Raw genomic sequence first — 25,479 nt, forward strand, 5'->3', positions numbered from 1 at the left:
ACTCCTACTTTCTTAAATCTAACAAAATTTGGTTAATCAAATTGTCCATTGACTGAAAGACAATTTTAACTTCATTTGAATGTGCTAGAAATTCTTTTTTGCGTTCTTCAATTCCCACACCTTCAAGTGAAGCATAAATATTTTTTGTATCTTGTAAGAAAATAACTAGTTGTTCCATTGCTTCTAATTTTATAACAAAATCTTCTGCTAGTTCAATTTCAAGAACAAGATTTTTTAATGAAAGATAAAATTTTTCATTTCAGTCATTTACTTCATAGGTTTGTAAAATTTCTAAATAATTTTTAACATATAAATCAATTTGCTTGGTAAAAAAATGTGCCACATAATCAATATATAAACCTAAATCATCTTGTAAAGCTAAATCTTTAACTTCTAAGCAATATTTTAGTCACTCTTGTTCAGTAATGTAAAAATAGTTGTAGCGTTGAATTAGTAAAGTTAGCATAATACTTAAATCAAATTGCTCAGCACTAAGATTATTTTCAAAAATTGTCTTAATACCTTCATATAATACTTTAATGTCTTGAGATTTTGCTAAATTTAGTAATTGATTTTTGTCAGAATCAGAAATATTGAATTCACCTGCTCCTAGCAATTTTTTAACATCAGCCTTATAAAATTCGAATACCAAGTTTTTAAGATCTATTTTTTCTTGTAATTTCATATTTGGACCCCCTTTATTTTTTTGATGCTTTTACATTATTTTACACCATTTTTTCTTGCATAGGGACAACTAAATGTAGTATTATTAAAAATGAACAGGCAATGAAAGGCGTGGAATTATGTGAATAATTGGAACAATACTAACCTCTATTTTAGGTTATTTTTTAGGAAGTGTTTCATTTTCAATTGTGGTTGTTAGATGAAAATCGCAACAAGATATTAGAGAATTTGGTAGCAAAAATGCAGGAGCTACTAATGCTAGTCGAATGATTGGCAAAAAATGAGGATTGGCAATAATGTTTATGGATGCAGGAAAAATTCTGCTCACAGTTTTAATTGCATTTTTAATTTCGTTAATCCCTCACCAAGCATTTAATCAAACAAGTTATTTTATACCATGTCTTTTTACATTAATTGGACATTGCTACCCAATTTATTATAAATTTAGAGGCGGAAAAGCAGTAAGTTGTTTAATTGGTCTTTTATTTGTAACAAACTGAATTTTATTTTTAGCATTCACCTTGGTGTGATTTAGTTTAATTTTTATTTTCCGTCGTGTTAGTGTTTCAAGTATTTTTGGAGCCATTGTGGTTATGATTTTGATTTGACTACCCCCATTATCATTATTAACTTTTGCAGATTTAAATTCAAAAACTTATTTTGACTATAATGGGTTTGAATTCTTTACAACTTTAAAATCCACTGCTAATTGAGAAATTGCTATGCCATTTAATGCTCTCCACAAGATTCCCAATAAATCATCAAATGCTAATTTTTTTGATAGTTTCTTTGTAATTCAAATTATAATGACCATAAGTGTTGTGATTTTAATTTTTAAACACAGACAAAACATTGTGAGACTTATTAAAAAAACTGAGCCCCCTTTCTTTGAATTTAAAAAGCAAAAATCCACAACAAATGATCTTGAGCAAAAAATTAGTCCAACTAAGAAAACCAATTAGGTTTTATGCATATTTTAAGAAATTTGATAAATATATTTCAAGAAGATTTCTTGATTTTTTATTTTGCAAAAAAATATTAATTTTTTTATTGTATAATTTCAAAGGATTGGAGAAGTATTATGTACGCATTTGATTATGAAGACATTCAATTAGTACCAAGTATGTGTATTGTGAATTCAAGAACTGAGTGTAACACAACTGTTAAGTTAGGTAATCACACCTTTTTGATGCCAGTAGTTCCCGCAAATATGGCATCAGTTATTAATGAAGAATTATGTGAAAAATTAGCTAAAGAAAATTACTTTTATGTTATGCACAGATTTAATGTAGATAATATTAAATTTGTTAAAAAAATGAAAGCCCAAGGTTTAATAGCCTCAATTTCAGTTGGAGTTAAAGCTGCTGATTTTAAGTTAATTGAAGACTTAACTCAACAAAACTTAATTCCTGAATACATCACAATTGATATAGCTCATGGTCATTCACTGAATGTCAAAAATATGATAGAACACATCAAAAAACATATGCAATACAAAACTTTTGTTATTGCAGGAAATGTTGGAACCCCTTATGCAGTAAGAGATTTAGAATATTGAGGTGCAGATGCCACAAAAGTTGGAGTTGGTCCTGGTAAAGTTTGCATTACTAAATTAAAAACTGGTTTTGGAACTGGAGGTTGACAATTAGGAGCAATAAAATGATGTAGTGCTGCCGCTAATAAACCAATTATTGCAGATGGTGGATTAAGAGTTAATGGAGACATTGCCAAATCAATTCGTTTTGGAGCTACTATGTGTATGATTGGTAGTTTATTTGCAGCCCATGAAGAATCACCAGGTAAAAATGTGCTAGTTGATGATGTTATGTTTAAAGAGTACTATGGAAGTGCTAGTGAATATAACAAGGGTGAAAAACGTTATGTTGAAGGAAAAAAAGAACTAATCAAAGTTAGAGGTAAACTAATGGATACTTATAAAGAAATGAGAGAGGATTTACAATCATCAATCTCATATTCAGGTGGTAAAAAAGTTAGTGATATCAAAAAAGTTGATTATGTAATTTTAAAAACAAGTAACTTCTAAGAATCATTAAAAAAACTCCCTAAATTGTTGGAGTTTTTTTGTATTTGAATAATGTTTGTAAATAATAACAGTTGACAAGTCATTGTTATTTTTTGTCTTTTGTTGGGGTGTTAATTTGACACTCTTTTTTTATTCAATCATTTTCAATAATAATGCGATCAAGTTCAAAACCACAATCAAAATGACCTGGAAACAATGAGTAACCTGGATAAAAGTTTTCAATTAGATAAATAAAGTTATTTAGAAGTTTTTCTTCATCATAAGCTGTTGTTGAAATTGTTAAGGGATTTTTATTTAAAAAGATACTATCACCATTAAAAATACATTTTAAGTCAGGGAAAATAATGGCGATTGAACCTTCTGTGTGTCCTGGACAAGTAATAATTTTAAGATCATAACCATTAATTTTCATTTCACAATTTTCTGAAATTACTTTGAGATTCTTAAATGGATCAGCAACCCAACCTTCATTTTCAATATTATAATAAGCACTAGTGTTTTTATTTGGGTCAAATAGCATTAATAAATCTGCTTTACCAATGTAAACACTTTTAGGATTATGTTGTTTTACTATATCATTAATTCCATAACAGTGAGAAAAGTGACCATGAGTTATAAAAATATCAGTAATGATAATATTTTTTTCACTTGTAAAAGTTAAAATATCATTATACTGGCCATTTGCAGTATCAATTAAAATACCTTCATTGTTATTGTTGTACAACAAATATGCATTCGTATCTCTAAAGTTTTTATCAGTAAATACTTGTATCATTTGTACTACTCCTTTTTCTCAAACCCTTACAATTATACATATAAAATGTAAAAAATAATTATTTTTTTTAAAAAAAATAATTATTTTTCTGAATTAGGAAGCGATATTATCTCTTAGTGTCATCAAAAACTAAATAAATTTAGTTTCTAACAGTATTGTTTAACCTATTTGTTTTGTAGTCAGCCATAGTTTCTTATTATAATAAATAAGATAACAACAATTTATGAATAATGCTGCTAAAAAATTACAACCAAAAATTATGATTACAAGAGATAAATTTGTTTTCATTAAACCTAGTGAGGCTAAAATTAAACCAGGAACATAAAGAATTAGCACCATGATTAAACTTCTTAGCAGAGCTAATTTTTTGAAATCTCCAATTTTTGTAATTCCTCCAATGAGTTCATTTAAAATCTGAGAAAAGTAAAAACCACTTAGTATCACAAAAAAAGACATTGCTTTTTTTGTGAAATGCTGATCGGGTCAAGTAAATCAATTGATTATTTGGTTGCCTGCAAAAAGCATTATTAATGTTAAAAGCAAAAAATAAAAAATGGGTACAAGACTCAACATAACAAATTTTCTTTTAATTAAACCATGATTAGTTTGATAGTATTTTTCAAATTTATAAAAATTAACTGTTGGAATCAAGATTAGATTTCAAAAGATGGTATTTATAATTCATAAGGTTGTGGTCTGACTAAACATTGAGATGTAATATGATATTAAAAATAAAAAAAACATATTTCTCAAGCATGACTCAATAAAAACCATTGTCATATTTTTAAGAGCAGTTTTGTTGAATTTAATTTTTTCAATTTTAAAGATATTTTTATCAGTTAGATTTAAAATTACAAAGATAAAACTTATTGATAAACAAATTAAAGATGATAAAAATAAACTTAACCCAAGTCCAGCATAGGTTTGATTTTCAATTTTAACATTAATAAAAACTAAGTCCAGAGCAATAATAAGAACTATTCTCAATAATAAGTTTCAATAAATTGCTTTATAACTTTTGGTGGCAACTAGAAGAGCTAGATTTAAAATTAAAACTGCAGTAATTACTTTATTCCAGATCATTAATTCAAAATAGATTGGTTCTTCTGAAGCAATTTTGGTAAAGAAAAAACCTAAATAATCTTTAATACTAAAAGTTAAGATTAGTGCTATCAAAGAATAACAAAAAAAAGTAAATCAAAACCCAATTTTATAAGTGCTTTCTGATTTCTTTTGATTTAAACTAAGACAAATCATTGAAAATAATACTAAAACAATTCCCTCATTTAATGGTTCAGTCAAAATTTCTACCTTGTTTCATTGACTTAGAATGTCTCATTTAATGCTATTTTGGTCAATAAGGTTTCCAATCAACTTAGTTCTAAAAATTAAGATAAACAATTGGAGTAAAGCAATTAAAAAGATGATTAAAATGCAGTTTAAATTTTTATTTAAACTTTTTTTGCTTAATATCTCAACTCCATTTTTCATAAATTCACCCTAATCTCAAAGTTTTATTAAATTACATACCTTTTTATTATAAATTATTTTTAGTAAGAAACTTTTAAAAATAATAAGTGAAAGATTTTATCAGGCAAAATAAAAAGAGGTTATTTACCTCTTTTTACAGCATTCATAGTTTTTTTGATGTCTGCTTCACTGGGTTTTCTCCCCATACTTCTATACATTGCTCTGATTTGATTTTCATTAATTGGTGGATTGTCTTTTAATTGTTTTTGAATTATTTTTCTAGTAATAATAAAACCAATAATTCCCCCAACAATTAGGCAAGCAATTCCAATTAAAAGAACCCCTCATCATGTCATCATAATAATCTCTCCTTTTGATAATCTATGTTATCATAACACACTTTTACTTAAGTAATTTAATGATTTTATTAGAAATTTCATCAGCTGTAAATTTAATGTGTTTAATTACATCTCCAAATGGAGCAGAGTAACCATAAGTATCAATTCCAAAGGCATGACCACTGTCTCCTAAGAAACGATGTCATCCAAAAGTTGACCCAAGCTCAATTGAAAATCTTTGAGTTTTTTTATCAACCACTGTATCTATGTAACTTTGATCTTGTTTCATAAATTCATTCATATTTAGCATTGAAACTACATTCACTTTGTGTCCTTGAGCTTTTAATTTTTCTTTAACATCAAGAGCCACAGCAACTTCACTTCCAGCTGCTAATAGTGTAATATTTGCTCCAACTTCTTTACTGATTAAATAACCACCTTTTTTTGCATTGTCAATCAAATCTTGGTGAGTTAACTCTTTTAAATTTTGACGTGTTGCCACAATTACACTTGGTTTATTCTTATCATTTAAAGCAGTTCAATAACTGGCAATTGTTTCTTGCATATCACAAGGTCTAAAAACATTGATATTTGGCATACTTCTTAACATTGCCAACTGTTCAATTGGTTGGTGGGTTGGCCCATCTTCTCCTACTGCAATTGAGTCATGTGTAAAAATGTACAATGCTTGTAATCCCATGATTGAACTTAATCTAATTGCTGGTTTCATATAATCTGCAAAAACAAAGAAACCAGAAGCAAATGGTAGTAAACCTTGGTGTAAAGCAATTCCATTATTAATTGACCCCATTGCAAATTCTCTTACACCATACATAATGTTTCGCCCAGTTTTATTTTCAATGTCATAATTTCCATCAGCACCTTTGGCTTTAGTAGATTCAGTTAAGTCTGCACTTCCACCAATAAAACCACTAACAGTTTTGTTTAAGTAGTTAATAACACTTCCTGATGATACTCTGGTTGCTTGTTCAGCATTAGTGTTTAATTTCAACAATTCATCAAGATTAACATTTCAGTCCTTGTTAATTGCTGCAGTTAATTGTGCCATTTGTTGGGCATTGTTTTTTTGGTATTCAGCAAATAATTTGTCTCATTTTTCATTAGCTTCTTGTCCTCTAATTAGCACAGTTTTTTTGTAAAATTCATAAATATCTGCACTAATTTCAAAGGGAGCAGCAGATCAGTTAAAGTATTTTTTAACTGTATCAATATCATTACCTAGTGGAGCTCCATGAACTTTTTGAGTTCCCTCATTTGTTGCTCCAATTCCAATTACTGTTTTAACTTCAATGTAAGATGGTTTTTTTGATTTTTTAGCTTTTTCAATAGCTTTTTCAATAGCATCAACATCTTCACCATTATAAACAATTTGCACATCTCAATTAGCTGCTATAAATTTTTCTTGCATATTTTCAGCTTGAGCTACTGCTACAGGTGCATCCAATTGGATGTCATTTGAATCATGTAAAACAATTAATTTATTTAATTGATACCTTCCTGCAAAAGACATTGCTTCTTGACAAACACCTTCTTGTAAATCTCCATCCCCACATAAAACATAAGTATAGTGATCAATTAGTTCTTTACCTTTTTGATTGTATTTTGCTGCTAAATGACTCTCTGCCAATGCCATACCAACTCCCATAGCAAATCCTTGTCCTAGTGGACCTGTGGTAGCATCAACACCCTTTGTGTGACCATATTCTGGGTGTCCAGGAGTTAATGAATTTAATTGTCTAAATTTTTTTACCTCTTCAATTGGTAAATCATAGCCTGCTAAATGCAAAGCAGAATATAAAAGACCACTCCCATGTCCTGCACTTAAGACAAATCTATCACGATTAAATCATTGTGGATTTTGGGGGTTTATGTTCATTACTCTAGTAAATAGTGTATAAACAATTGGTGCAGCTCCAAGAATGATTCCTGGGTGCCCTGAGTTTGCTTGATTGACAGCATCAACTCCCAAAATTCTCATGGCATTTAAATTTTTGTTATTTTTATTCATGTTAAAATTCCTAACCTTTCAAAATAAATTATATAATTTTATTTGCACAAAAAAAAGGTCAAAATTAGAATTAATCTAAATTTACCTTTAAATTTGAAAAAAATTCAATTAATTTGACCTTATTTATTTTTTAACTTTTTTTAACTTTTTTTAACTTTTCTGGGGTAATATCAGTTCCCTGCTCATCAACAACTTTAATGGTTTTTAAATGACCAAGGAAATTGCCGCGAAACTTATTTAAATACTCTTCTCTTAAAGTTTTTTGTTCTGCTTGTTCGTCAACAGTTAAAGTTCCTGCTTTTTGTTTGGCTGCAAGTTCATTGATTCTTTTTATTAATTGCTCCATTTATATTGCTCCTTTTAATATAGTTTTCAGTCATTAATTGCAAAATTTGCACTACCAATTAGATCTGAATCTTCACCCAATTTATCTGTTAAAATTGCTAAGTCATCTAAGAAAATTTCATTAACATAATTTGGCAGCGCTTTTGTCATTGAATCCATTAAAATTTTTAATAAATCTTTATTATCACAAGATATCATAATAGCTTCGACATCTAGACTTTGGATTAATGATCCTGCTTTGACAGCTAGACAATCACCAAGTTCATCAAAGATTGCTTTGATAGCTTTTGGTCGACCTGTTTCTAAATAAATTTCAACAATCTTTCCCACAGTTAATTCTTCTGGATCACTAACCTCTTCAAACCACATAGCAATTTGAGAATCTGGGGCATTGATGTCATCCACAAATCTTCTTTTAATGGCAGGAAACGACAAGATTTGGTTTGAACATCCTTTTAAACCACAGTTACATTCATAACGAGTTGGAAAACCACCACCATGTCCATTGATTCCAGCAAAACCTCTATCTCCAGTTAGTAGTTTTCCATCTAAAATTATTGACCCTCCAAGTTCTTCTCCAATTGAGATGAAAATTAATGAGTAAATAGTTTTAGCATTTCCTACTCAAAATTCTCCTAGTGCTTTGGCATTGTTATTGTTTAAAACATGACAAGATTTTTTAAATTCTTGTTCGGCCATATCTTTTAAATAATAATTTTCTCAACCATTATCTTCATTTTTTCTAACAATCCCAATTTCATGATCAATAAATCCTTGCACAGCAATCCCAATTTTTTCAACACTATTTTCAAAGTCAATACCAATTGACTCTAAACCTTCAACTACTTTTTCTCGTAAGTTTTTTAATAGTCCTGCTTGAAAATCATGAACTACATAAAATTTTAACTGAATGTCCCCATAGTTATTTACTAAGGCAATTTTTGATGAAATTGTTCCGATAACAATAACAAGAATTTGCTTCATAATAGTTCTCCTTTTTTAATTCAAATAATGATTTTAGATCATTGCTGGTAAACAAATAACCTTTACTCCTTTTGTTGTAATGGGAACAGTTACACTAACTTGCATCCCTGGGTGAGTTTTAAAATTGATTCAACCCAATCCTGAAATATGTAAATCAACATTATCTGATTTATCAAACTCAAAATCAATGGTTGTGAATTTTTGATTAACATCTCCAACTCTTGGTACTAAACTCACACGATTTTTTTTATAGTAGTTATAAGCATTGTCTGCTTTAGTACGATGTAAAGGCATTTGTTTATTAACATAAAAATGAAAATTTGTTTTCTTCAATTTATTATTTTGTGGGTCAAGTTGGTTTGAGGTTTTAAAAGTAAATCAAGCAAGTCCCCCATAAAAAATTGATTGCATTGGGTGTAATTGGTAGGTAATTTGTTTGATTTCTTTTTGAAAGAAGAAAAAATCTCAATAATTTGGTGCAGTAGCAGTAGCAATGTGATGATGTTTTACCAAACCTGGTGTATCAAAAACATAGTTTTTGGCAGTAAAATTAATTTTAATTTTATCCAAAGTTGTATTAACATATTTTGAGGTTACAATTGAAGGTACTTGTAAATTTTCTTTCAAACAAGCATTAATTAAGCTTGATTTTCCAGCATTTGAAATTCCAATGATGTATTGATCATAACTAATTGATTTTAGTTCTTTTAAAAGAGCATAAACATAATCTAACTTTACTGAACTTGTAAGAATATATTTAGGATTTTTAATTGGTGAGTCTGCAAAAAAGTTTTTAACATACTTGATGATTTTTAACTTGTTAACAGATTTTGGAATTAAATCAATTTTATTAACCACAATAACTACTTCTTTTTCAGCAATTAATTGTTCTAATCATTCAACTCTGCTTCCAGGTAAATCAAAAATATCAACTACATAGTAGTAGCGAATTTTTTCAAGTGATTTGTTAATCTCTTTTAAAATTGCCACAAAATCATCATCATTAATTTCTTGTTCAACTAAACGATTGTAATGTTTGATGCGAAAGCATCTAAAACAATAATCTTGTTGAACAATATCTTTGACATAACCTGGTTGAGTTTCATCATCAATTTGTAAAGTTTTACCGCAACCAATACATTTCTTGGGTCCATCACCAATAATGTTGGTTGTATTACCAATGCCTCGATCCAATTCTTGTGAACTTATTTTTTGATTTTGTTTGATTTTTTTTGCATCAACTCCATGAACTTCCTCTAAGGTAATGTCCTCATCTAAGTTTTCATTAACTGCATTATTATTTTTAAAGAATTTCATAATTCCCTCCTAATTCTCCTTCATTATAAAAACCTTCATGTAAGATATTTTTTTGAGCCAATCGCTTAAAGACTATGTTTTCTAAAAACCCCACAAGCTTTGAACCCCCATCATTCCTACTTAAAGGTGTTATTAAAATACTTTTGATGTGACTGCGATTTGCCACTAAAACATCTGTGATTAATTGATCACCAATTAAAACAATTTCGCTTTCTTTATATGGTAAAAGTTTTCTGACAAATTTCATTTTACCTAATAGTGGTTTTTTACAATCTCAAAAGTAATTTTTAATCCCAGCTTTTTTGGCAAAGTTTTCAACTCGACTACGAACATTGTTTGAAAATAAAACAAATTCCATATTTTGTGCATAAACTGATTTTACAAAGTTAATTACATTTGGACTGGGAATGCGTTCATTTCATCCAATTAAGGTGTTGTCCATATCACACATAACTAATTTAATTCCACTATTTCGCAATGAATCTAAGTTGATTTTTTTATAGCTTTCTAAATAAATTGAAGGTTTAAAGTAGTTCAACATTAAAAAACCTTTTTTCTTTTTAGACATATGGCACCCCCAATATTATTACTAATATTATACATTTTTTTGCTTTTAAATTACTGGTTTGCAATAAAATAAGTTGTAAAAGTGAAAAAAAGAACACCTTTCAGTAAAGAAATAGTGTTCCTTAATTAAAGTTATTTTGTAACTTTAGCAGTTTTTGGTTTTGTTTTGGCAATTTTTGCAGTTCCTTGTGAACCATCAGTACCATTTAACTTAGCTTTTCTTTCTACATTTAAATATCAAACTAAAACACCAACACCCATAAAGAAGATAAATCCTCCAAAAATTAATAAGAAATCAATTAAAGCATTAGACCAATCGGCTTTTCAAGTTACTGGACTTGGAACAGTTCCAAAGAAAAAGGCAATTGATAAAAGTATTAGTGAAATGATTGAGATTGTAATTGGAATTCATTTATTTTTGAAGAAAACAATTGATCTTTCTTCATCATCCATTTTTAATCTTAATCTAATGTAGGCAAAAAAGTAGAAGAACATCTGCACCGTTGCTAGTGAAGTGGCGGCCTGAGTGATTCTTTCAAAAAAGTCATTTTGCTTAATTGTATTTTTAACAAAATTATAGTGACCTGCTGTTGTTAAACCAAATGCTAACAAAATTACTGTTACTACAATTGCTTGTACTAGTAAGGCATTTGTAGGCATACCATTTTTATCAGTTTTTGATAAGTATTTTCCCATTACTCCACTTGGAACTTCTGAGAAGAAAACTTTTGCAGGTCCAGCTGTTCAAAAGAACATTGAACCAAATCCACTAACTGCAGTGATGAACCCAACAATGTGAATAACAACTTTTCCAGCAGTTGAATCAAGTTCTAATCCTAAAATTTGGGGAAAGACAAAGTAATATGAATTAACTATACCTCATCTACTAATATTTTCTTGTGTGATTGTAGCACTTAAAACAATGACTCCAATAACCATTACAAAGATAACAACCCCCATTCCAATTAATGAAGCAAATTTGAATGATTTTGCTCCACCTTTAACATCTTTGATAAATGCTGACATGGTTTCAATCCCATTATATGCAAAGATCAATCATGGAAATGCTGATAAGAAACTTCATCAATCTTCACTTGAAACTGGGTTTCAAGCTGCTGAGTTTCCAAAACCAGCAACTACTTTTCCAGTTGGAATAGTATAACATAAAGCAATAATGATAAATAGTAATCCTAATGTAATACTAGCCATTCCTCCAATTGTTGTTATTTTTCCAATTCATTTTGGACCTTGTTTTGAGATGTAAGTTCCAGCTCAAAAGATTAAGATAGCACAACAAGCTAGTACTGTGGTACTCATTCTTGCTGAATTATCTCCTCAACCTTCTTTTGTTAATAATTCTGTTATTTTGTCAAAGCCATTAGCTCCGTAAACACAATAACTGGTAGCAACTACTGTAAATGGAGCAATTGTTGCAAAGAAGAATAAGTTACCAAAATAACTTGCTCAACTTGCTAAGAACCCACCTTTGCCCCCTAAGGCAAAATTACAAAAGCTTCCTAAACCTGACTCTTGATTTTCTAATTTTTTAATACTTCCAAATTCTGAAGTAATTAAGACCATTGGAATGGCATAAATAGCCCCCCCAATTAAGAATAGCACTGATGCTAGTAAACCAAATTGAAAACCATTGTTAATGATATTTCTAAAACCAAAAATGGTTACAAAACTCATAAAGACAACAGCAAATTTGGTTAACGTCTTTGCTCTTTGTGACATAATTTTTTCTCCTATGTTTATTCTATTGTTTTCTTGCTGCTATTTTAAAAGCTAACTCAAAAACATAGTTTCCCTATAAGAATAGTTTTTAATATTAAGTTGTTATTAAAATTATTATAATGAAACATTTCTTGAGTGTGTTGTATAATGCACATTCCAAACACATAGATAGCAGGTAACTAGTGTGTTTTAGTGCATAAGTTTTCGATCAATCACAACAATCTTGCTAATGTGAAGATTTCTTGCTTTTAAATTAATAGTTTTCATAATAACTTCTTGATTTGTCTTAATTATTATATACAAAAAATCAAAAAAACATATAAAAAAGTAAAAAAAATGTACTTTTTTTGTCACAAATAAGAGTAAATGTACTTGTTTAGTTACTATTTGTAAATCCCATATAAATTTAGTTTATTTTTTTATGTATGAGTTTTTAGTATAAGAAAGATAAGAAAATTCATAAATAAATTCTAAAAATACTAAAACTCTTAAAACATCATTGTAGCAATGATCTATAACTTGTTTGATTGCTTTATTAAGAACTTTATATTCATCAAAATTCATCTTTTTTTGTAAGGGATAAGCATAGAGTTTATAGGCTTTTTTACACAAGTCATGAATTTCTTCATTTTCAGATTTTAAAATATTATTGCTTCCAACCCCTTCAAATCAATCAAAGAATTTTTTACTACTAGTTAAAGCAATCATATCATCTGCTTGTTTTCCCTTGGGAAGATTGTTGGCATTATAAAATTCACTTCCATCACTGCAAGTGTTTGAAAAACTAAATGAGTTTTCTAAAACATGATAAATGTCAAAGTAACTAGCATTTAGTTCCTTGGTATCTTTGTTGTAAAAAGCCATATTTAAGGTTTTTCGAGCAAATAATTTTTTATTTTCATTAATTCACTGGTTAATGATTTTGATATCATTAACTCCTCCAGCACAGACTATGGTTTTTATTTCCTTATTGCGACACATATTTAAAAAACTCTTAATCATTTTTGAATATTGGTCATAAAAATCATAGTCTGAGTCATTAAAGGCTCTTTTAATGGTTATTGACTTAATTGCTTTTTTGTTATTTCTACTAGAAATTTCTTTTAAAGATTTTGCAAAACTATATTGAATGACATAAACTAAATCCCTATTTTTTTTATCATAGAGTTTGCTTGTAAATTCCCCAGTATCATGGGAGTAGTTAACAAATTCAGTATCTAGTACAATAATTGGAAATTGAATATTTTCAATTGCACTTCGTGCCATTTTCCGATCAAACCTAAAGGTTTGATGTTCATTAATTAAAAAAAACCCATCACCAATTATACTTATTGAATTCTTTTTCATTATAAGTCCACCTTACTTAATGACATTATTATAACAATTTTTTAACTTATAATAAAATTTAATGATATATTATAATAGTATGTAAGGTGGAATTAGACAATGAAGACAGGCAATAACTTAAAAGAATTTTTAGATATAGTTTCAATCAAGTGATTCAAAGAGAATTTTGATGATAAATTAACAGATTTAAAGAAAAGCATTTTAGAGATTCCTAATGAAAATGCAGATGCAATGGCAATGCAAATTTTTGATGTTCAGACATTAAATAGTTATGTCTCTGAAATCAAAGCCAATGTTGATTCATTAGAAAATTACAGTGAAATTGTAATTTTTATGAATAAATATACATTAAATCATAAAAAATTTCAAGATATTTTTACCAATAAAGAATTAGCAAAAACTGTTGAAAATTTTCAACAAAATAAAGATAAATTAACTGAAATATTATTACAGTCTCACATTTCTAATTCACTTGTTATGTTTCAAAATGCCTTAAGTGCTAACCTTGATTTAACAAATAAACTTGGAGCTGATTCGAGTTTGACTGAAATTGATATTGAAGATTTAGAATATATTTTGATTAAGTTGTTGGAAAACCAAATTTTTGAATTAAATGAATGAAGTTCAAGATTTCCTAAATTTTCAAATAAACTCTCTCAAGAATTAAAAAATTTAAATGAAAGTAAAAGCATTTTAGAAGTTGCAGACATTAGTCACACAATTGAGCATGTTTTTATGAATACTATTTCAGAATTTTTAAATGATACTGAAAATACACAAACAATCAGCTCTAGTGCTGAAGAAATTGTTGAAGTAAATAAAGGTGTTGAAATCTCTGAATTTATTTTAATTAAGTCATCATTCTGTGCTGAGATTTACAATAAATTCAAAGAGAAATAAAAGCTTATTTTCATAAGTTTTTTTTTATTTATTTTTTAAAAGATATTCATAACCATTAAAAGAAAAACCAGTCTCATCTTCATTAATTTTGAAATTTTCACTTGTCAAGTTTAAACCTTTAATTTGATTATTTCGGTTTGTAAATGCTTCAATTAAGTTTGGAATACTAGAGTTAGTTTCAATTTCAAAATTATCTTCATCAAGGTTTGGTGTAATTTTCAAATTTGCAAGAGACCTCATTCAAGCATTTAAAAATAAATTTATTTGTCAACTATCAAATGGTCCAGTACTTGACACAGTTAAAAGTAATTTACCAACTGTTTTTCAACCTTTCATAACTGTCACAGCCATTGTGGTACTTAAATTTACATTAATAATTGAAGTTTGTGAGAAGTTGAATTCATCAATAAAAATATTTTCAATGATGTAAGTTAAACCTGTAAAGTTAATTTGATCATTAACTACTAATGGGTTATAAATTTCTGCAAGTGAGTTATAGTAATTTTGTTTTTCAATATTCCAATCATCACTAATATTGATTATTGGTGAAGTGGTTTTACTGATTGATAAACTACCTTCAAAATCTAAGTGTTCAAAAAAACCATTTATATAACTTAAATATTCAAAATAAACTAAGGGAATTTTATTGTTTTGAAACAACTCATTGATAGTCTCATCAGTAACAATTGCACTTTTTGAGGGAAATTGCTCAATTGGTTGACATGCCACAGCCAAGGAACTAATTGGGGCACTGAACATTATTCCAATCAATGAAAGTAAAGTTTTTTTCATTATGCTGCCTCCTCTTGACTAGGATCTGGAATCACTTCAATGTGAACTTTTGCTACTAATTTGTTTTGAATTGAGAAATTTTTAACAAACTTAGCTGTAAAATGTTTATTTGGCTCAATAACTTCAGGTTCCTCTTCATCTTCTCCGTCTTCCCCATTGTTTTCATCAGCAAATGTTGTTGGGGTTACTTCAGGATCAACTATGATTTCTGTATATTCTAATCCAGTTTGATCATTGGCAAAGTAAAATAATTTATCAATAATTGTTTTAAGTTCATTATAATCAGCATTATAAACACTAAATTTTAAGGCATAAGTTGCTGGTAGATTAACAACATCAGGTTCCTCACCCTCATCAACTGCATTTAATTCTAAAGTTGGCATGTTTCCTGTATAGAAACTTATCATAGCAAGATTTAAGGGATTTTTTAGATCAAAAAAGTTATATGTTTCAGCTATGGTGTTATCATTTTGCAAATTTTTTATAACTAATGGTTGGATTGATTGTAAATAAAGTTTTTGACTTTCATCAAGTTGAGCATAATAATATTTTAAATTAGCTGTTGAGGTTGTTAGGTTGACTTGTGAAAAATCATAAATTATTTCTTCTGACTCACTAAAAGGAACTATGTTCATAATCTTTGCTAAGTTATCAATTGAAAATTGAGAACTTTCTAAGTTTTTATAATAGTTATTGTCAAAAGGTAAACCAGTCAAATTATTATACTCATCAATACCTAACTCTTTACCTTCAAATTCAATGTCACCACAAACAAAATTTTGACAATCATTTACTAAGTAGTTTGAATCAGCTTCAAAGATTACTTGATTAGTAGTACTAGTCTCTTTTGTTGTTAATTTTGTTGGGTCAGAACTTGATTTATCACTAATTTGTTCTAAGGTGTAGTTCATTGTAAATTGTTGACCATCTTTAGATGTAAAAATATTTGTTAGGGCAACAAAATCATTTAAATCAACTTTTACTTCTAAACCTGTATTTGTAGTACATGAAACTACTAGTAAAACAGTAGCTAAAGCACCAAAAACTGAGTTGGCTTTTAAGTATTTTTTCATTGACATTTTTTCACCTCTATTGCTATGATTATAACAATAAAAAAACAAGAATTGCAATTCTTGTCAACTATAATTCGAATTATATCTACTTGATTGGTTCACTTGATTTGGGATTACCTTCTTCTCAAAAATTAACTGCAAGAATGTTTTTAATAAATTTGACAGTAATTTCAACATCATTAAGTTCTGAGGGTAATTTCAAAAAACCATTTGTATATCTTGAAGCAATGTGGACTAAGGTTAAACCAACCATTTCAGGTTCTGCTTTAATTCACTCAATTGGATCTTGATTTAAAAAGTCTTTAAATCCATATTTTTCAGCCAACTCAGTTTTGAAACTAACAATCCCTTTTTCAAGTCAGTTTTCAATTAACCAATTGATAACTTTATTATGAAAAACTAATGGTTCACTTATGTGTTGGTTAGTTAATTTAAAAGCGATTTTTGGGAAAACTTTTAAACCATCTTCAATTGAAGGCATAATGACAATTTCATTAATTTTTTCACCATTATCTGCTCTAAAATTCATACCAATAAAACAGGTACCACTTAGGAAGGTAATTTTACCTAGACTAGATTGTTTCAAATTATAAACTTTCTTTTCCATATTATGTCGCTCCTATAAATATTTTTATTATTATACACTTAATTGCTATGAATTACTAGATATTTTTGGTTATTCTCAATTGTAGCCTTTGTTAGTGGGATAAATTTACAAAGAGACCAAATTTGTTAATGTAGTTTACTAGTAAGTTTGAGATTTATCATTAAACTCTTCTAAGAGGAGAACTCCCCTATCGGTAATTTGTCTCCCCTTTTGAGTCTTGATGATTAACCCATTAACTAATAAGTTGGGTTCAATACTATTTAGGATATACCCATATTGCAGATTTAAAATTTGTTTAAGTGATTCAAGACCCAAAGATTGATTTTCTTTTAAGATTTTTAAGTAAGCTAAATCCAGTGATGAAAGACCATATTTATAAATATCTAAACGTCTTAAAACAGTCTTTAAGTACTCTAAATTCAGTGAAACTGGTTTTTCAATAATTAAAAAGTCATGAACCCTTTTTAATAGATTAACTGCAATTCTAGGATTATTTTTGCAGTGAGTTGCAAGAAACTCAAAGAGTTGAGCATCTAAATTCAGGTTCATTTTTTGACTTTGAATTGCTAAAATTTTACTAATTTCAGGAATTGAATAACTGGCAAAAATAAAATTAATTGGAAACCGATTAATAAAGGGTGCAGTTAATTTGTTAATTTCAGTAGTTGCAACAATTAGAGTAAATTGAGGCAGATTAACATTAATAATTTTTGCATTGTACTCTTTGCCAATAATTAGATTGATCTTATTGTCTTCTAAAACAGGATACAGAACTTCTAAAACTTCTTTTGAAACTGCATGAACCTCATCAATAAAAATGATTTCTCCTTCTTTAATTGATGTTAGAGGAGAAATTATGTCACTCGGTTTTTGTAAGGCAGTTCCATTAAGAATATAGATTTTTTTACTTAACTCATAAGCAATTAGGTATGCCAGTGAAGTTTTTCCTGAGACCACTACCTCCATGTAAGATCATGTGGTCCAGACGGGTATTTCTTAGTTTGCTTGACTGGATATAAATTTTTAGATTGCCAATAATTTTTTCTTGACCAATGTAAGTTTTAAATGAACTGGGACGTTCAACATTATTAAGATTGTATTTCATTAAGCTTAACTAAAGCCTCCTTAATGATTATTTCAGGGTCTTGTCTTTCACTTGTTAATGCTAACACTTTATAAATGTCTGAAATTTTATATCCCAATTTATGCAATGAATTAATAACCAGCATTTGTTTTTTACTATATTTAATATCAAATACTTTTGATTTAGTTACAGCTACAATTTCCTTACAAATATTTAGACTCAAGCCTGTGATTTGACAAATTTTGTCCAACTCATTTTCTTTACATAAAGCGATTAATTCTTTGTAACTTAACTTATCAAATAATTCGAGCAATGATTTAATACCTAAGTTTTTAATGTCTAACAAGATTTTGCTTAGGTTTCGAGTGGCTAAATCTGAGAAGAAAATATATTCATCCACATAGTCATTTCTTACTCGAATTAAGTATAATTGGACTTGTTCTAAATTGACAAAGTCTTTAGTGCCAATAAAGTAACCCAAGTATCCAATTTGATTATTTTCGATCATTATTTTATGACCTTTTTGTTCAATGATTTTTACTATCATATACAACATTTTATTACCTCCAAGTATTTAATCGTATGATTTTTTTAAAATTCGCCTACAAATTTTATTTTTTTATGATGCCCATAATTTTATAACAAAGAAATTTATTGAAAATAAAAACCCCACCCTAAATTGAGTGAAGGTTTTTGTTCCCCTTGTATAAATAAAATTTGTTATTTTTTTGTTTTAGTTTTTTTAGCTGCTGTTAATTTTGATTTTTTTGCAATAGGTTCTTCGGGATCATTAACCCATTTCTGTCTATTTTCAGCAAAGAATTCATTTCTTTGTTGAGTAATAACTCTTGCAGTTTTAATTGTAAGAGGTTTACCTGGGTTATACTTACTTTGTAATTCAGAAATAGCTACACTTTCAGCACCTGTATTTAAAACTTTTTGGATTCTCGCTTTGTTTTTAATTGATTCTTGCACACCTGGTGGTAGACTCTCTAAATTTGAAACCCCATTTTTTGTCATTCCAGTTCTTTGTGCCCTAGTAATTTGATATGAGCGGTTTGTGCTAGCACTCAATACCTTTGGTCTTGCTGACAATGTTTTTTCTTCAATAGGTGTTGAAACCTTTTTAGTTGCCTTTTGTACTGCCATGTAAATTCTCTCCTTTATAAATTGATATTAATATTATACATTAAAGCCAGTTATTTTAAAGAACAATTCTATAAAAATAAAAAATTCAGCCTAGCCGAATTTTCTATTTTGTTTTTGTTTGTAAATTCTTTTTTCTTTTTTGCTAAGGTGATATTCACGTTTTCTTGCTTCAGCTTTTGATGATGCCGCTACTTTTTGAAAACGTTTAAGAGCCTTTTCAATAGGTTCTCCATCACGTATTACAACACTTGCCATTTAGTATTCAACTCCTAGTACAATATTAATTATATATATTAATTTTTAATATGCAATTGGTTTTACAAATTTTTTATTTTTTTTCAAACTTATATGTGGAAAAAATCACCTAAATTTAAAAAAGTTCTGCATTTTACTACCCAACTTTCTTAAAATAATAGATAATATGATTAGTTTAAGGAGAATACAAAATGAAAAACATTAATTTGATAATTACTGCTGGGATTGCAGCCTCAAAAGCATTAGCATTATATGAGTTATTGGCAAAAAAATATAATATTAGATTAGTTTTAACAAAAAATGCTGCAAAATTTGTTGATAAAACTGGGTTAGAAATCTATGATGAAATTTTTGATCAAGAATTTTATTCAGATAATCACACTTTTGGAGACCACCTACAACTGGCCTTCACAACTGATTTAAATATTGTTTATCCTGCAACCTACAATTATGTTGGAAAGATAGCTGCTGGGATTAGTGATGATATGCCTTCATTGCTTTTTGCTGCTAGCAAGGCTCCTTGCTTTTTATTTCCTAGTATGAATTTTAACATGTATGAAAATCCGATCTTTAAAAAAAACCAAGAAATTCTAAATCAATTAAATAATTTTCATTGATTTGAAGCAAAAGTTGGTAAAATGGCAAGTGGCCATATTGGAATTGGACGAGCATGAGAACCAAATGAAGTTGTAGAAATTGTTGACCAACATTTTTTAAAATTTAAAAAATTTAGTGAATTAAAGCTGCTTTTAAATTTAGGTAAAACTAGAAGTTGAATTGATGCAGTTCGTTATATTACAAATGCAAGTACAGGCAAAATGGGTTTAGCAATTCGAGATCAAGCAAGTTTTCATTTTCAAAAAGTAACTACAGTTTTTGGTGATAATGATTTCAATCTTGTGGCTAATGAAAATAACTTTTATGCTCAAACAAATGAGGCAATGTTGATTGAAATGAAAAAGCATTTTGAAAAAGCAGATGTTGTAATTTGTTCAGCTGCACTTTATGATTTTGAAGTTACTGAAAAAGAAAATAAAAAAATTGAGAAACGCAGTATTACTAATGCAGATCTACAACTTAATTTAAAAGCAGCTGTTGATGTTTTATATGAGCTTGGAAAAATTAAAACTCATCAATTCTTAGTTGGGTTTAGTTTGGCAAATGATTTTGATTTAGATAAAGCTTGAACAAAAATCAAAGAAAAAAATTTAGATATGTTAGTTGTAAATTTAACTTCAGCAATTGCTTCTCACAATAATAAAATTAAAATACTATTAGCAAAAAATAAATCAGTAATTGATTTCCCTGTATCACAAAAAAATCAAGTTGCACTTGAAATTTTAAAAGCTATACATGACAATATGTAAATTATTTTTTTGAAATAATTTACATTTTTTTTGCATCATTTCTTATCTTAAATATTTTTTTAAAATTCGCTAATGAAATTTGATGCTTATGTTTCAGATAAATTTTTTTATCAGCCTTATAAATTTTTAAATCATTTTGTTTCACCTCAAGAATTTTTTTCTTGGACATAATTGATTCAAAAAAAGTTTCAACAATTATTTTTTGGTCAGCTTTAATTTTAAAACAATACTGATTATTTTTTTGACTTTCAATATTATCAAATCATTTATTGAAATCATTAATATTAATTGGTTTTTTTAATTCTACTTCTAATAATTCATGATTTAATTTAATAGAACTGATATTTTTATATTTACCAAATCATTCTGTCATTTCAGAAATGTTTGCTTTTAATTGTGCTTGATTATTTAAATTAAGTTTAATTGGTGAAAAATTAATTTTTCTAAATCAAAAATATGCAATAACTCCTAAAAGTCCTGCAGCAACTACCCCAATTATGGGTACTAAGTAAAATCTTGTATCATTACCAGTAAACCATGGAATAATTCCGCTAAAAGTAAAATCAATTAGACCTGTCGAAAAAGCAGTTCCAGCCTTAATTTCAAATATTGAAGTGAACAATCCTATCAAACCATTTAATGGACTATAAATTAAAAAGAAAAATACGGGTGCAGTATAACAAAATAATAATTCAATTGGTTCAGTAACACCAAGTAACATTGTAGTAAGTGTTGCATTGATAAACATTCCTAGGTGATTTTTTCGCTCAGCTTTAGGAATTCTAAAGTACATAATTGTTGCCATGGTTGGTAAAACAAATATTGAATTTGAAAACCCTGGCGCTACAAATCTTGAGGCACGAATATTTAATGTTCATAAATCTTGGATTAATAAACCACCACTTGTGTTTAAAACTTTAAGAGCTAAAAATTGATCTCCAACTGCATTAAAAACATCTGATACTTTTGCACCTTCAACTCATGAAGTAATTTTTGTAGCATATTCAAATAAGTAACCTTCAGTTGCTTTGTTAACACTTTCTAAAAAACTATCAAGATTTGAAATATTAAGATTGTAAAAATAATTATAAGCTGCTTGGGAAAAATCGATCTCACCATTGTAAGCTAATCTTTGCAAGTAAGTGGCCAATAATGGTCCCTCTAGACCAACAATACTTCCACCAATGTTTGTGTATCAAATTGGTGCCTGTCACAACATTCCAGTTCCAAAAGGAATAAACATTCTTTGTACCATTCTAAAAATAAAAGCATCTAAACCTTGAGGTGATTTTGCAACTACCTCTCCAATTGCTAGTAACCCTTTTCCTAATAGTGGTCAAACGATTGCGAAACAAATTGCTAATGCAACAGCAAAAAGAGGAATAATAATTAATACAAATCTTTCTCCACCAAAAAATTCTAAACCACGAGGAAGTTTAGTATTTTTTAAATGATTATAAACTAAAATCATAATTGTCCCACAAACTAATCCACCAAAAACTCCTGAGTTAAAAGTAGTAAAACCAAAAGCTTTGGTTGTAAAAATAGCTAACTGTAAATCTTTTCAAAATAAAATATTAAATTTTGTTGTTGTGATGTCTACTTGGATCAAAGCTGAATTTGTAATTGTAAAAATTAAATAAAAAATAATTGTTCCATAAATAGCAACTCCCTTATTGTTGGCAAAACCAATTACAATTGCCAAAGCAAATCACATTCCAATATTTGAGAATAATAAATTACCAATATCTTTAAAATATTTTGCAACCATTGTCCCTGTTTGATTAAGATCAATAATATTTGCTACAACTAAAAATAGCCCAAAGATTGGCATTAAAACAATTACAAAACCAAAACTCTGAGATAATTTTTTAAAAAAAGTTTTACTACTGTTCTTTGTATATGCAGATAATTCAAAATCTGCGATCGATAGTAATGACTTGTTCATAATCTAATTCTTTCTATTTATGTTTAATTACCAATGAATATTTTTTTAGAATTACTTTACTATTTATATTTCTATTTTTTTGTTTCACAAAATGTTTTTCTAATTCTTCTTCTTCATCTTTGGTAATTATATTTAATTTTCTTTTACGTTCTAAAAAGTCAATGCGTTTACGTTCTTCATCTTTTTCATCACTTGTTTTAGAAACATGAACTGATTTTTTACTGATAAATTTTTCAACATTAAAATCATTCCCCATGTCTGGAGTTAACAATAATTCATCAGACTCATAACTTGAAATTTGAGTATCTGTTTCAGAATCATAATGTGATTCTGAAACACTAGAACTTGCTAGGATTTTAAATTTATCACCTTCAAGTTTATGTGCTTCTGCTTTTAAATTATCAACTGCATGAACTGCTTTATCTTTTGCAAGTAAAGTAGTTTTTGCAATATGTCCATGAGATTTTTCTTTTAACAATTCAGTTGATGAATGTCCTTTGATTTTATCATGTTTGTCTAGTTCTTTAACATCAACTGCTTCATAATCGTCAATTTGATCAAAGTCTCCATTTTCAAAATCTTCTGCCGAATTAGCAATATTTTTTAAATTTTCAACAGCATGATTTGCTTTATCTTTTGAAATTAATGATGAAGTTGCAATGTGTCCAACAACTTTTTCTTTCAATAAATCTCTTGTGGTTGACCCCTTAAGTTTTTCTTGTTTTTCAACATTTTCAATATTCTCAATTGCTTTTAATTTTTGAATTTCAATTTTTCTAAGTTCTTCAACTTTTTGTTGTAATTTTAATTCTACTAATTCTTTTTCAAAAAGATCTCTTTCACGTCTAATTCTTTCAATTTTTTTATCTTTAGCTTTTGAATTTTTTTTGATTTTTTTAATAATTAAATCTTTATCATCACTTGCTTCAATTTTAACTTCAGCTTCACTAATTGAATCAAGTAACTCTTCATCTCTTTGTAATCATTTTTTTTCTTTTCTTGCTCAAAGTTCATTGACTTCTTTTTCATTTTGTTTTGCAATTTTTTTTGCTTGTTTTAATTTTTCTAAATACTCTTGCATTATTTTTTGCTTCTCTTCAACTGCTGAAAGCTCAGCAACTTTTTGAGATTGCTCTGAGATTTTTTCATCAAGATTTTTATCAAACTGAAGCGATGCCTCTAAATTATTTTTAACAATTTTTTTAGCACTGTTTAATTTTTCAAAGTAAAGATTTAATTCTTTCTCTTTTTCATTTAACTTAGCAAGCTCTTTTTCATTTTCTTTAATAATTTTTTCATCACTTGCTAACCAAATTTCAGAAGTTTTAGTTCACAAATCAGCTTCAGGTTGATCATAATCAAGATCATATTCTTCAATATTGTTTTTAAAAACTTGCATTGGTGCAGTTGTTTTTGTATCTGGTTGCACTAAATCATCAAAAGGATTTTCAATGGTTTGGTTATCTTTAACATCTGCAATTGCTTCAGTTGTGTTAACCTGATTAATTTCAGGTTCATCAGCTAAAATTGAATCCATTTGTTTTTTTAAATAATCTTCTTCAGTGTCACTTGCAAGAATCTTTTCAATGTTTTCACTTTCTTCTTGTTGATGTAATTGTTGGTGTTCTACATCATCTAAATCTTTATGTTCATGATAGTGACATTCATAATTACCTTCAACATAAAAGAAATCATCTAAATCCAACGACTCATCAGCAAGCCCATTTTGATTTAATTTTTTAGCTTGTTCTTGTAAATCCTTAATAGAATCATTTTGTTTTTCTGCTAAATATTTTCTTAATTTTTCTTCATCATGTTCAAAATCGACAGTTTCATCTGGTTCCATTAAAATTTCTAAAGGAAAATCACTGATGTTGTCATATTCATCAACTTTATCTTTAATTCTTTTAATTTTGTTTTTACTATCACTAATAACTTGTAATTTAATTTCTTGAGTTTTGGTGTCATTATTTTCTTTGGCTAGAGTTAATTGTCTTTGTGCTAATTTTTGTTTTTGTTCTTCTTCAAAAATTGCAAGCTCAATTAGCCTTTTTTTGTTAGCTAACTCTTTTAATTTTTCTTTTTGTTGTTCTTGTTCGCTTGGCTCATCAATTCCTTTTGTAACCATTAAATTTCTAACATTTAATGCTGAATTTCGCAAACTAGTACTTGTTTCATTAATATTTTTTTGCACATCTTTTTGTGAGTTAACTACCCCAGTTGAAAATGCTCTTTGAATTCTTAAAAGATTTGATTTTCTTTGTTTTAAAATAATTTCTTGTTTTGAAGTACTACCTGCATTTTTGGCTTTAGCTTTTTTCAGGTGTTCTTCTAGTCCATCATTTTGAATTTCTAACAATTTGGCAATGTATCTGCCAATGCCATCACGAGTTTTTGTGTCAATTTTTGAAAATTCTCTTGTAAAAATATTAATTGTGGTTGGACTTAAATTTAAATCAATTAATTCATCAATTCGACGACGAATTGTACTGCTTAATCCAAAATCTGGAACCTCAATACCATGTTTTTTTGCCATACTAAACCCCTCCAAATATGTTACATAAGTTGAATATATTATATCAAAATATCAGACTTATTTATATAGGTCTATCAAGAAAATGATGCTTTTTACACCATTGACAGGTAACCTTTTTCCGGACACACATA

General features: G+C 28.1%; 25 protein-coding genes. 4 read left to right on the plus strand and 21 right to left on the minus strand.

Features of this window, described 5'->3' with window-relative positions:
- Positions 1–4: 4 nt before the first annotated feature.
- Positions 5–685 carry a hypothetical protein gene (locus SCLAR_RS03385; RefSeq protein ID WP_100254533.1) on the minus strand — a complete coding sequence of 227 codons (681 nt, stop codon included), beginning with the start codon at positions 683–685 and terminating at the stop codon, positions 5–7.
- A 118-nt stretch (positions 686–803) separates the two neighbouring features.
- Between SCLAR_RS03385 and plsY the strand changes: the two genes are divergently transcribed.
- Both plsY and SCLAR_RS03395 read left to right on the plus strand, forming a co-directional pair.
- On the plus strand, positions 804–1,646 hold the full coding sequence (gene plsY / locus SCLAR_RS03390; RefSeq protein WP_100254534.1) for a glycerol-3-phosphate 1-O-acyltransferase PlsY: 843 nt from the start codon (positions 804–806) through the stop codon (positions 1,644–1,646).
- 119 nt (positions 1,647–1,765) lie between these two features.
- A complete protein-coding gene (locus tag SCLAR_RS03395; RefSeq protein ID WP_100254535.1) occupies positions 1,766–2,728 on the plus strand; it encodes a GMP reductase in 963 nt (320 codons plus the stop codon).
- A gap of 85 nt (positions 2,729–2,813) precedes the next feature.
- Here SCLAR_RS03395 and SCLAR_RS03400 read toward each other — a convergent pair whose 3' ends face one another.
- From SCLAR_RS03400 to SCLAR_RS03445, 10 genes are all read right to left on the minus strand, one after another.
- Complete coding sequence (locus SCLAR_RS03400; RefSeq protein ID WP_100254536.1) at positions 2,814–3,503, minus strand: MBL fold metallo-hydrolase; 690 nt, start codon at positions 3,501–3,503, stop codon at positions 2,814–2,816.
- A 159-nt stretch (positions 3,504–3,662) separates the two neighbouring features.
- The gene (locus tag SCLAR_RS03405; protein ID WP_100254537.1) at positions 3,663–4,994 is read right to left on the minus strand and encodes a hypothetical protein; all 1,332 of its coding nucleotides are present in this window, start codon (positions 4,992–4,994) and stop codon (positions 3,663–3,665) included.
- Positions 4,995–5,113: 119 nt separating this feature from the next.
- Positions 5,114–5,329 (minus strand): YneF family protein, encoded by a 216-nt coding sequence (locus tag SCLAR_RS03410; RefSeq protein WP_100255223.1) that lies wholly within the window; start codon positions 5,327–5,329, stop codon positions 5,114–5,116.
- Between the two features lie 46 nt (positions 5,330–5,375).
- Positions 5,376–7,340 carry a transketolase gene (locus tag SCLAR_RS03415; RefSeq protein ID WP_100254538.1) on the minus strand — a complete coding sequence of 655 codons (1,965 nt, stop codon included), beginning with the start codon at positions 7,338–7,340 and terminating at the stop codon, positions 5,376–5,378.
- Positions 7,341–7,470: 130 nt separating this feature from the next.
- Positions 7,471–7,686: a DUF896 domain-containing protein gene (locus tag SCLAR_RS03420; protein ID WP_169921843.1), complete on the minus strand. Its 216-nt coding sequence runs from the start codon at positions 7,684–7,686 to the stop codon at positions 7,471–7,473.
- Between the two features lie 14 nt (positions 7,687–7,700).
- Positions 7,701–8,669, minus strand: coding sequence for an ROK family protein (locus SCLAR_RS03425; RefSeq protein ID WP_100254539.1), 969 nt, complete (start codon positions 8,667–8,669; stop codon positions 7,701–7,703).
- Between the two features lie 33 nt (positions 8,670–8,702).
- On the minus strand, positions 8,703–9,986 hold the full coding sequence (yqeH, locus tag SCLAR_RS03430; RefSeq protein ID WP_100254540.1) for a ribosome biogenesis GTPase YqeH: 1,284 nt from the start codon (positions 9,984–9,986) through the stop codon (positions 8,703–8,705).
- Positions 9,973–10,554, minus strand: coding sequence for a YqeG family HAD IIIA-type phosphatase (locus tag SCLAR_RS03435; protein WP_100254541.1), 582 nt, complete (start codon positions 10,552–10,554; stop codon positions 9,973–9,975). The genes yqeH and SCLAR_RS03435 overlap by 14 nt, the downstream gene beginning before the upstream one ends.
- A 131-nt stretch (positions 10,555–10,685) precedes the next feature.
- The gene (locus tag SCLAR_RS03440; RefSeq protein WP_100254542.1) at positions 10,686–12,290 is read right to left on the minus strand and encodes an amino acid permease; all 1,605 of its coding nucleotides are present in this window, start codon (positions 12,288–12,290) and stop codon (positions 10,686–10,688) included.
- 411 nt (positions 12,291–12,701) lie between these two features.
- Positions 12,702–13,637 carry a hypothetical protein gene (locus SCLAR_RS03445; RefSeq protein ID WP_100254543.1) on the minus strand — a complete coding sequence of 312 codons (936 nt, stop codon included), beginning with the start codon at positions 13,635–13,637 and terminating at the stop codon, positions 12,702–12,704.
- A 99-nt stretch (positions 13,638–13,736) separates the two neighbouring features.
- Here SCLAR_RS03445 and SCLAR_RS03450 point away from each other — a divergent pair, with 99 nt between their 5' ends.
- Complete coding sequence (locus SCLAR_RS03450) at positions 13,737–14,537, plus strand: hypothetical protein (RefSeq protein ID WP_100254544.1); 801 nt, start codon at positions 13,737–13,739, stop codon at positions 14,535–14,537.
- 24 nt (positions 14,538–14,561) lie between these two features.
- Here SCLAR_RS03450 and SCLAR_RS03455 read toward each other — a convergent pair whose 3' ends face one another.
- The 8 genes from SCLAR_RS03455 to rpsU form a co-directional block, all read right to left on the minus strand.
- Positions 14,562–15,329, minus strand: a complete 768-nt coding sequence (locus tag SCLAR_RS03455) for a hypothetical protein (RefSeq protein WP_100254545.1) — start codon at positions 15,327–15,329, stop codon at positions 14,562–14,564.
- Complete coding sequence (locus SCLAR_RS03460; protein ID WP_157795137.1) at positions 15,329–16,402, minus strand: hypothetical protein; 1,074 nt, start codon at positions 16,400–16,402, stop codon at positions 15,329–15,331. The genes SCLAR_RS03455 and SCLAR_RS03460 overlap by 1 nt, the downstream gene beginning before the upstream one ends.
- An 85-nt stretch (positions 16,403–16,487) precedes the next feature.
- Complete coding sequence (locus tag SCLAR_RS03465) at positions 16,488–17,009, minus strand: hypothetical protein (RefSeq protein WP_100254547.1); 522 nt, start codon at positions 17,007–17,009, stop codon at positions 16,488–16,490.
- Positions 17,010–17,147: 138 nt separating this feature from the next.
- On the minus strand, positions 17,148–17,975 hold the full coding sequence (locus tag SCLAR_RS03470) for a Holliday junction DNA helicase RuvB C-terminal domain-containing protein (RefSeq protein ID WP_244900149.1): 828 nt from the start codon (positions 17,973–17,975) through the stop codon (positions 17,148–17,150).
- Positions 17,914–18,114, minus strand: a complete 201-nt coding sequence (locus tag SCLAR_RS07350; protein WP_416374963.1) for a hypothetical protein — start codon at positions 18,112–18,114, stop codon at positions 17,914–17,916. Before SCLAR_RS07350 ends, SCLAR_RS03470 begins: the two co-directional genes overlap by 62 nt.
- Positions 18,098–18,649 (minus strand): hypothetical protein, encoded by a 552-nt coding sequence (locus SCLAR_RS03475; protein ID WP_100254548.1) that lies wholly within the window; start codon positions 18,647–18,649, stop codon positions 18,098–18,100. Before SCLAR_RS03475 ends, SCLAR_RS07350 begins: the two co-directional genes overlap by 17 nt.
- A 164-nt stretch (positions 18,650–18,813) precedes the next feature.
- Positions 18,814–19,242, minus strand: a complete 429-nt coding sequence (locus SCLAR_RS03480) for a hypothetical protein (protein WP_100254549.1) — start codon at positions 19,240–19,242, stop codon at positions 18,814–18,816.
- A gap of 90 nt (positions 19,243–19,332) precedes the next feature.
- Positions 19,333–19,497: a 30S ribosomal protein S21 gene (rpsU, locus tag SCLAR_RS03485; protein ID WP_100254550.1), complete on the minus strand. Its 165-nt coding sequence runs from the start codon at positions 19,495–19,497 to the stop codon at positions 19,333–19,335.
- 191 nt (positions 19,498–19,688) lie between these two features.
- Between rpsU and coaBC the strand changes: the two genes are divergently transcribed.
- Entirely contained in the window at positions 19,689–20,864 is a 1,176-nt protein-coding gene (gene coaBC / locus SCLAR_RS03490; protein ID WP_100254551.1) for a bifunctional phosphopantothenoylcysteine decarboxylase/phosphopantothenate--cysteine ligase CoaBC, read from the plus strand.
- Between the two features lie 19 nt (positions 20,865–20,883).
- Here coaBC and SCLAR_RS03495 read toward each other — a convergent pair whose 3' ends face one another.
- Together SCLAR_RS03495 and SCLAR_RS03500 are read right to left on the minus strand one after the other, a co-directional pair.
- Positions 20,884–22,812: a PTS transporter subunit EIIC gene (locus tag SCLAR_RS03495; protein WP_100254552.1), complete on the minus strand. Its 1,929-nt coding sequence runs from the start codon at positions 22,810–22,812 to the stop codon at positions 20,884–20,886.
- Between the two features lie 13 nt (positions 22,813–22,825).
- The gene (locus SCLAR_RS03500) at positions 22,826–25,348 is read right to left on the minus strand and encodes a hypothetical protein (protein WP_100254553.1); all 2,523 of its coding nucleotides are present in this window, start codon (positions 25,346–25,348) and stop codon (positions 22,826–22,828) included.
- Between the last annotated feature and the right edge of the window lie 131 nt (positions 25,349–25,479).

The organism is Spiroplasma clarkii, from assembly GCF_002795265.1.
Classification (GTDB): Bacteria; Bacillota_I; Bacilli_A; order Mycoplasmatales; family Mycoplasmataceae; genus Spiroplasma_A; species Spiroplasma_A clarkii.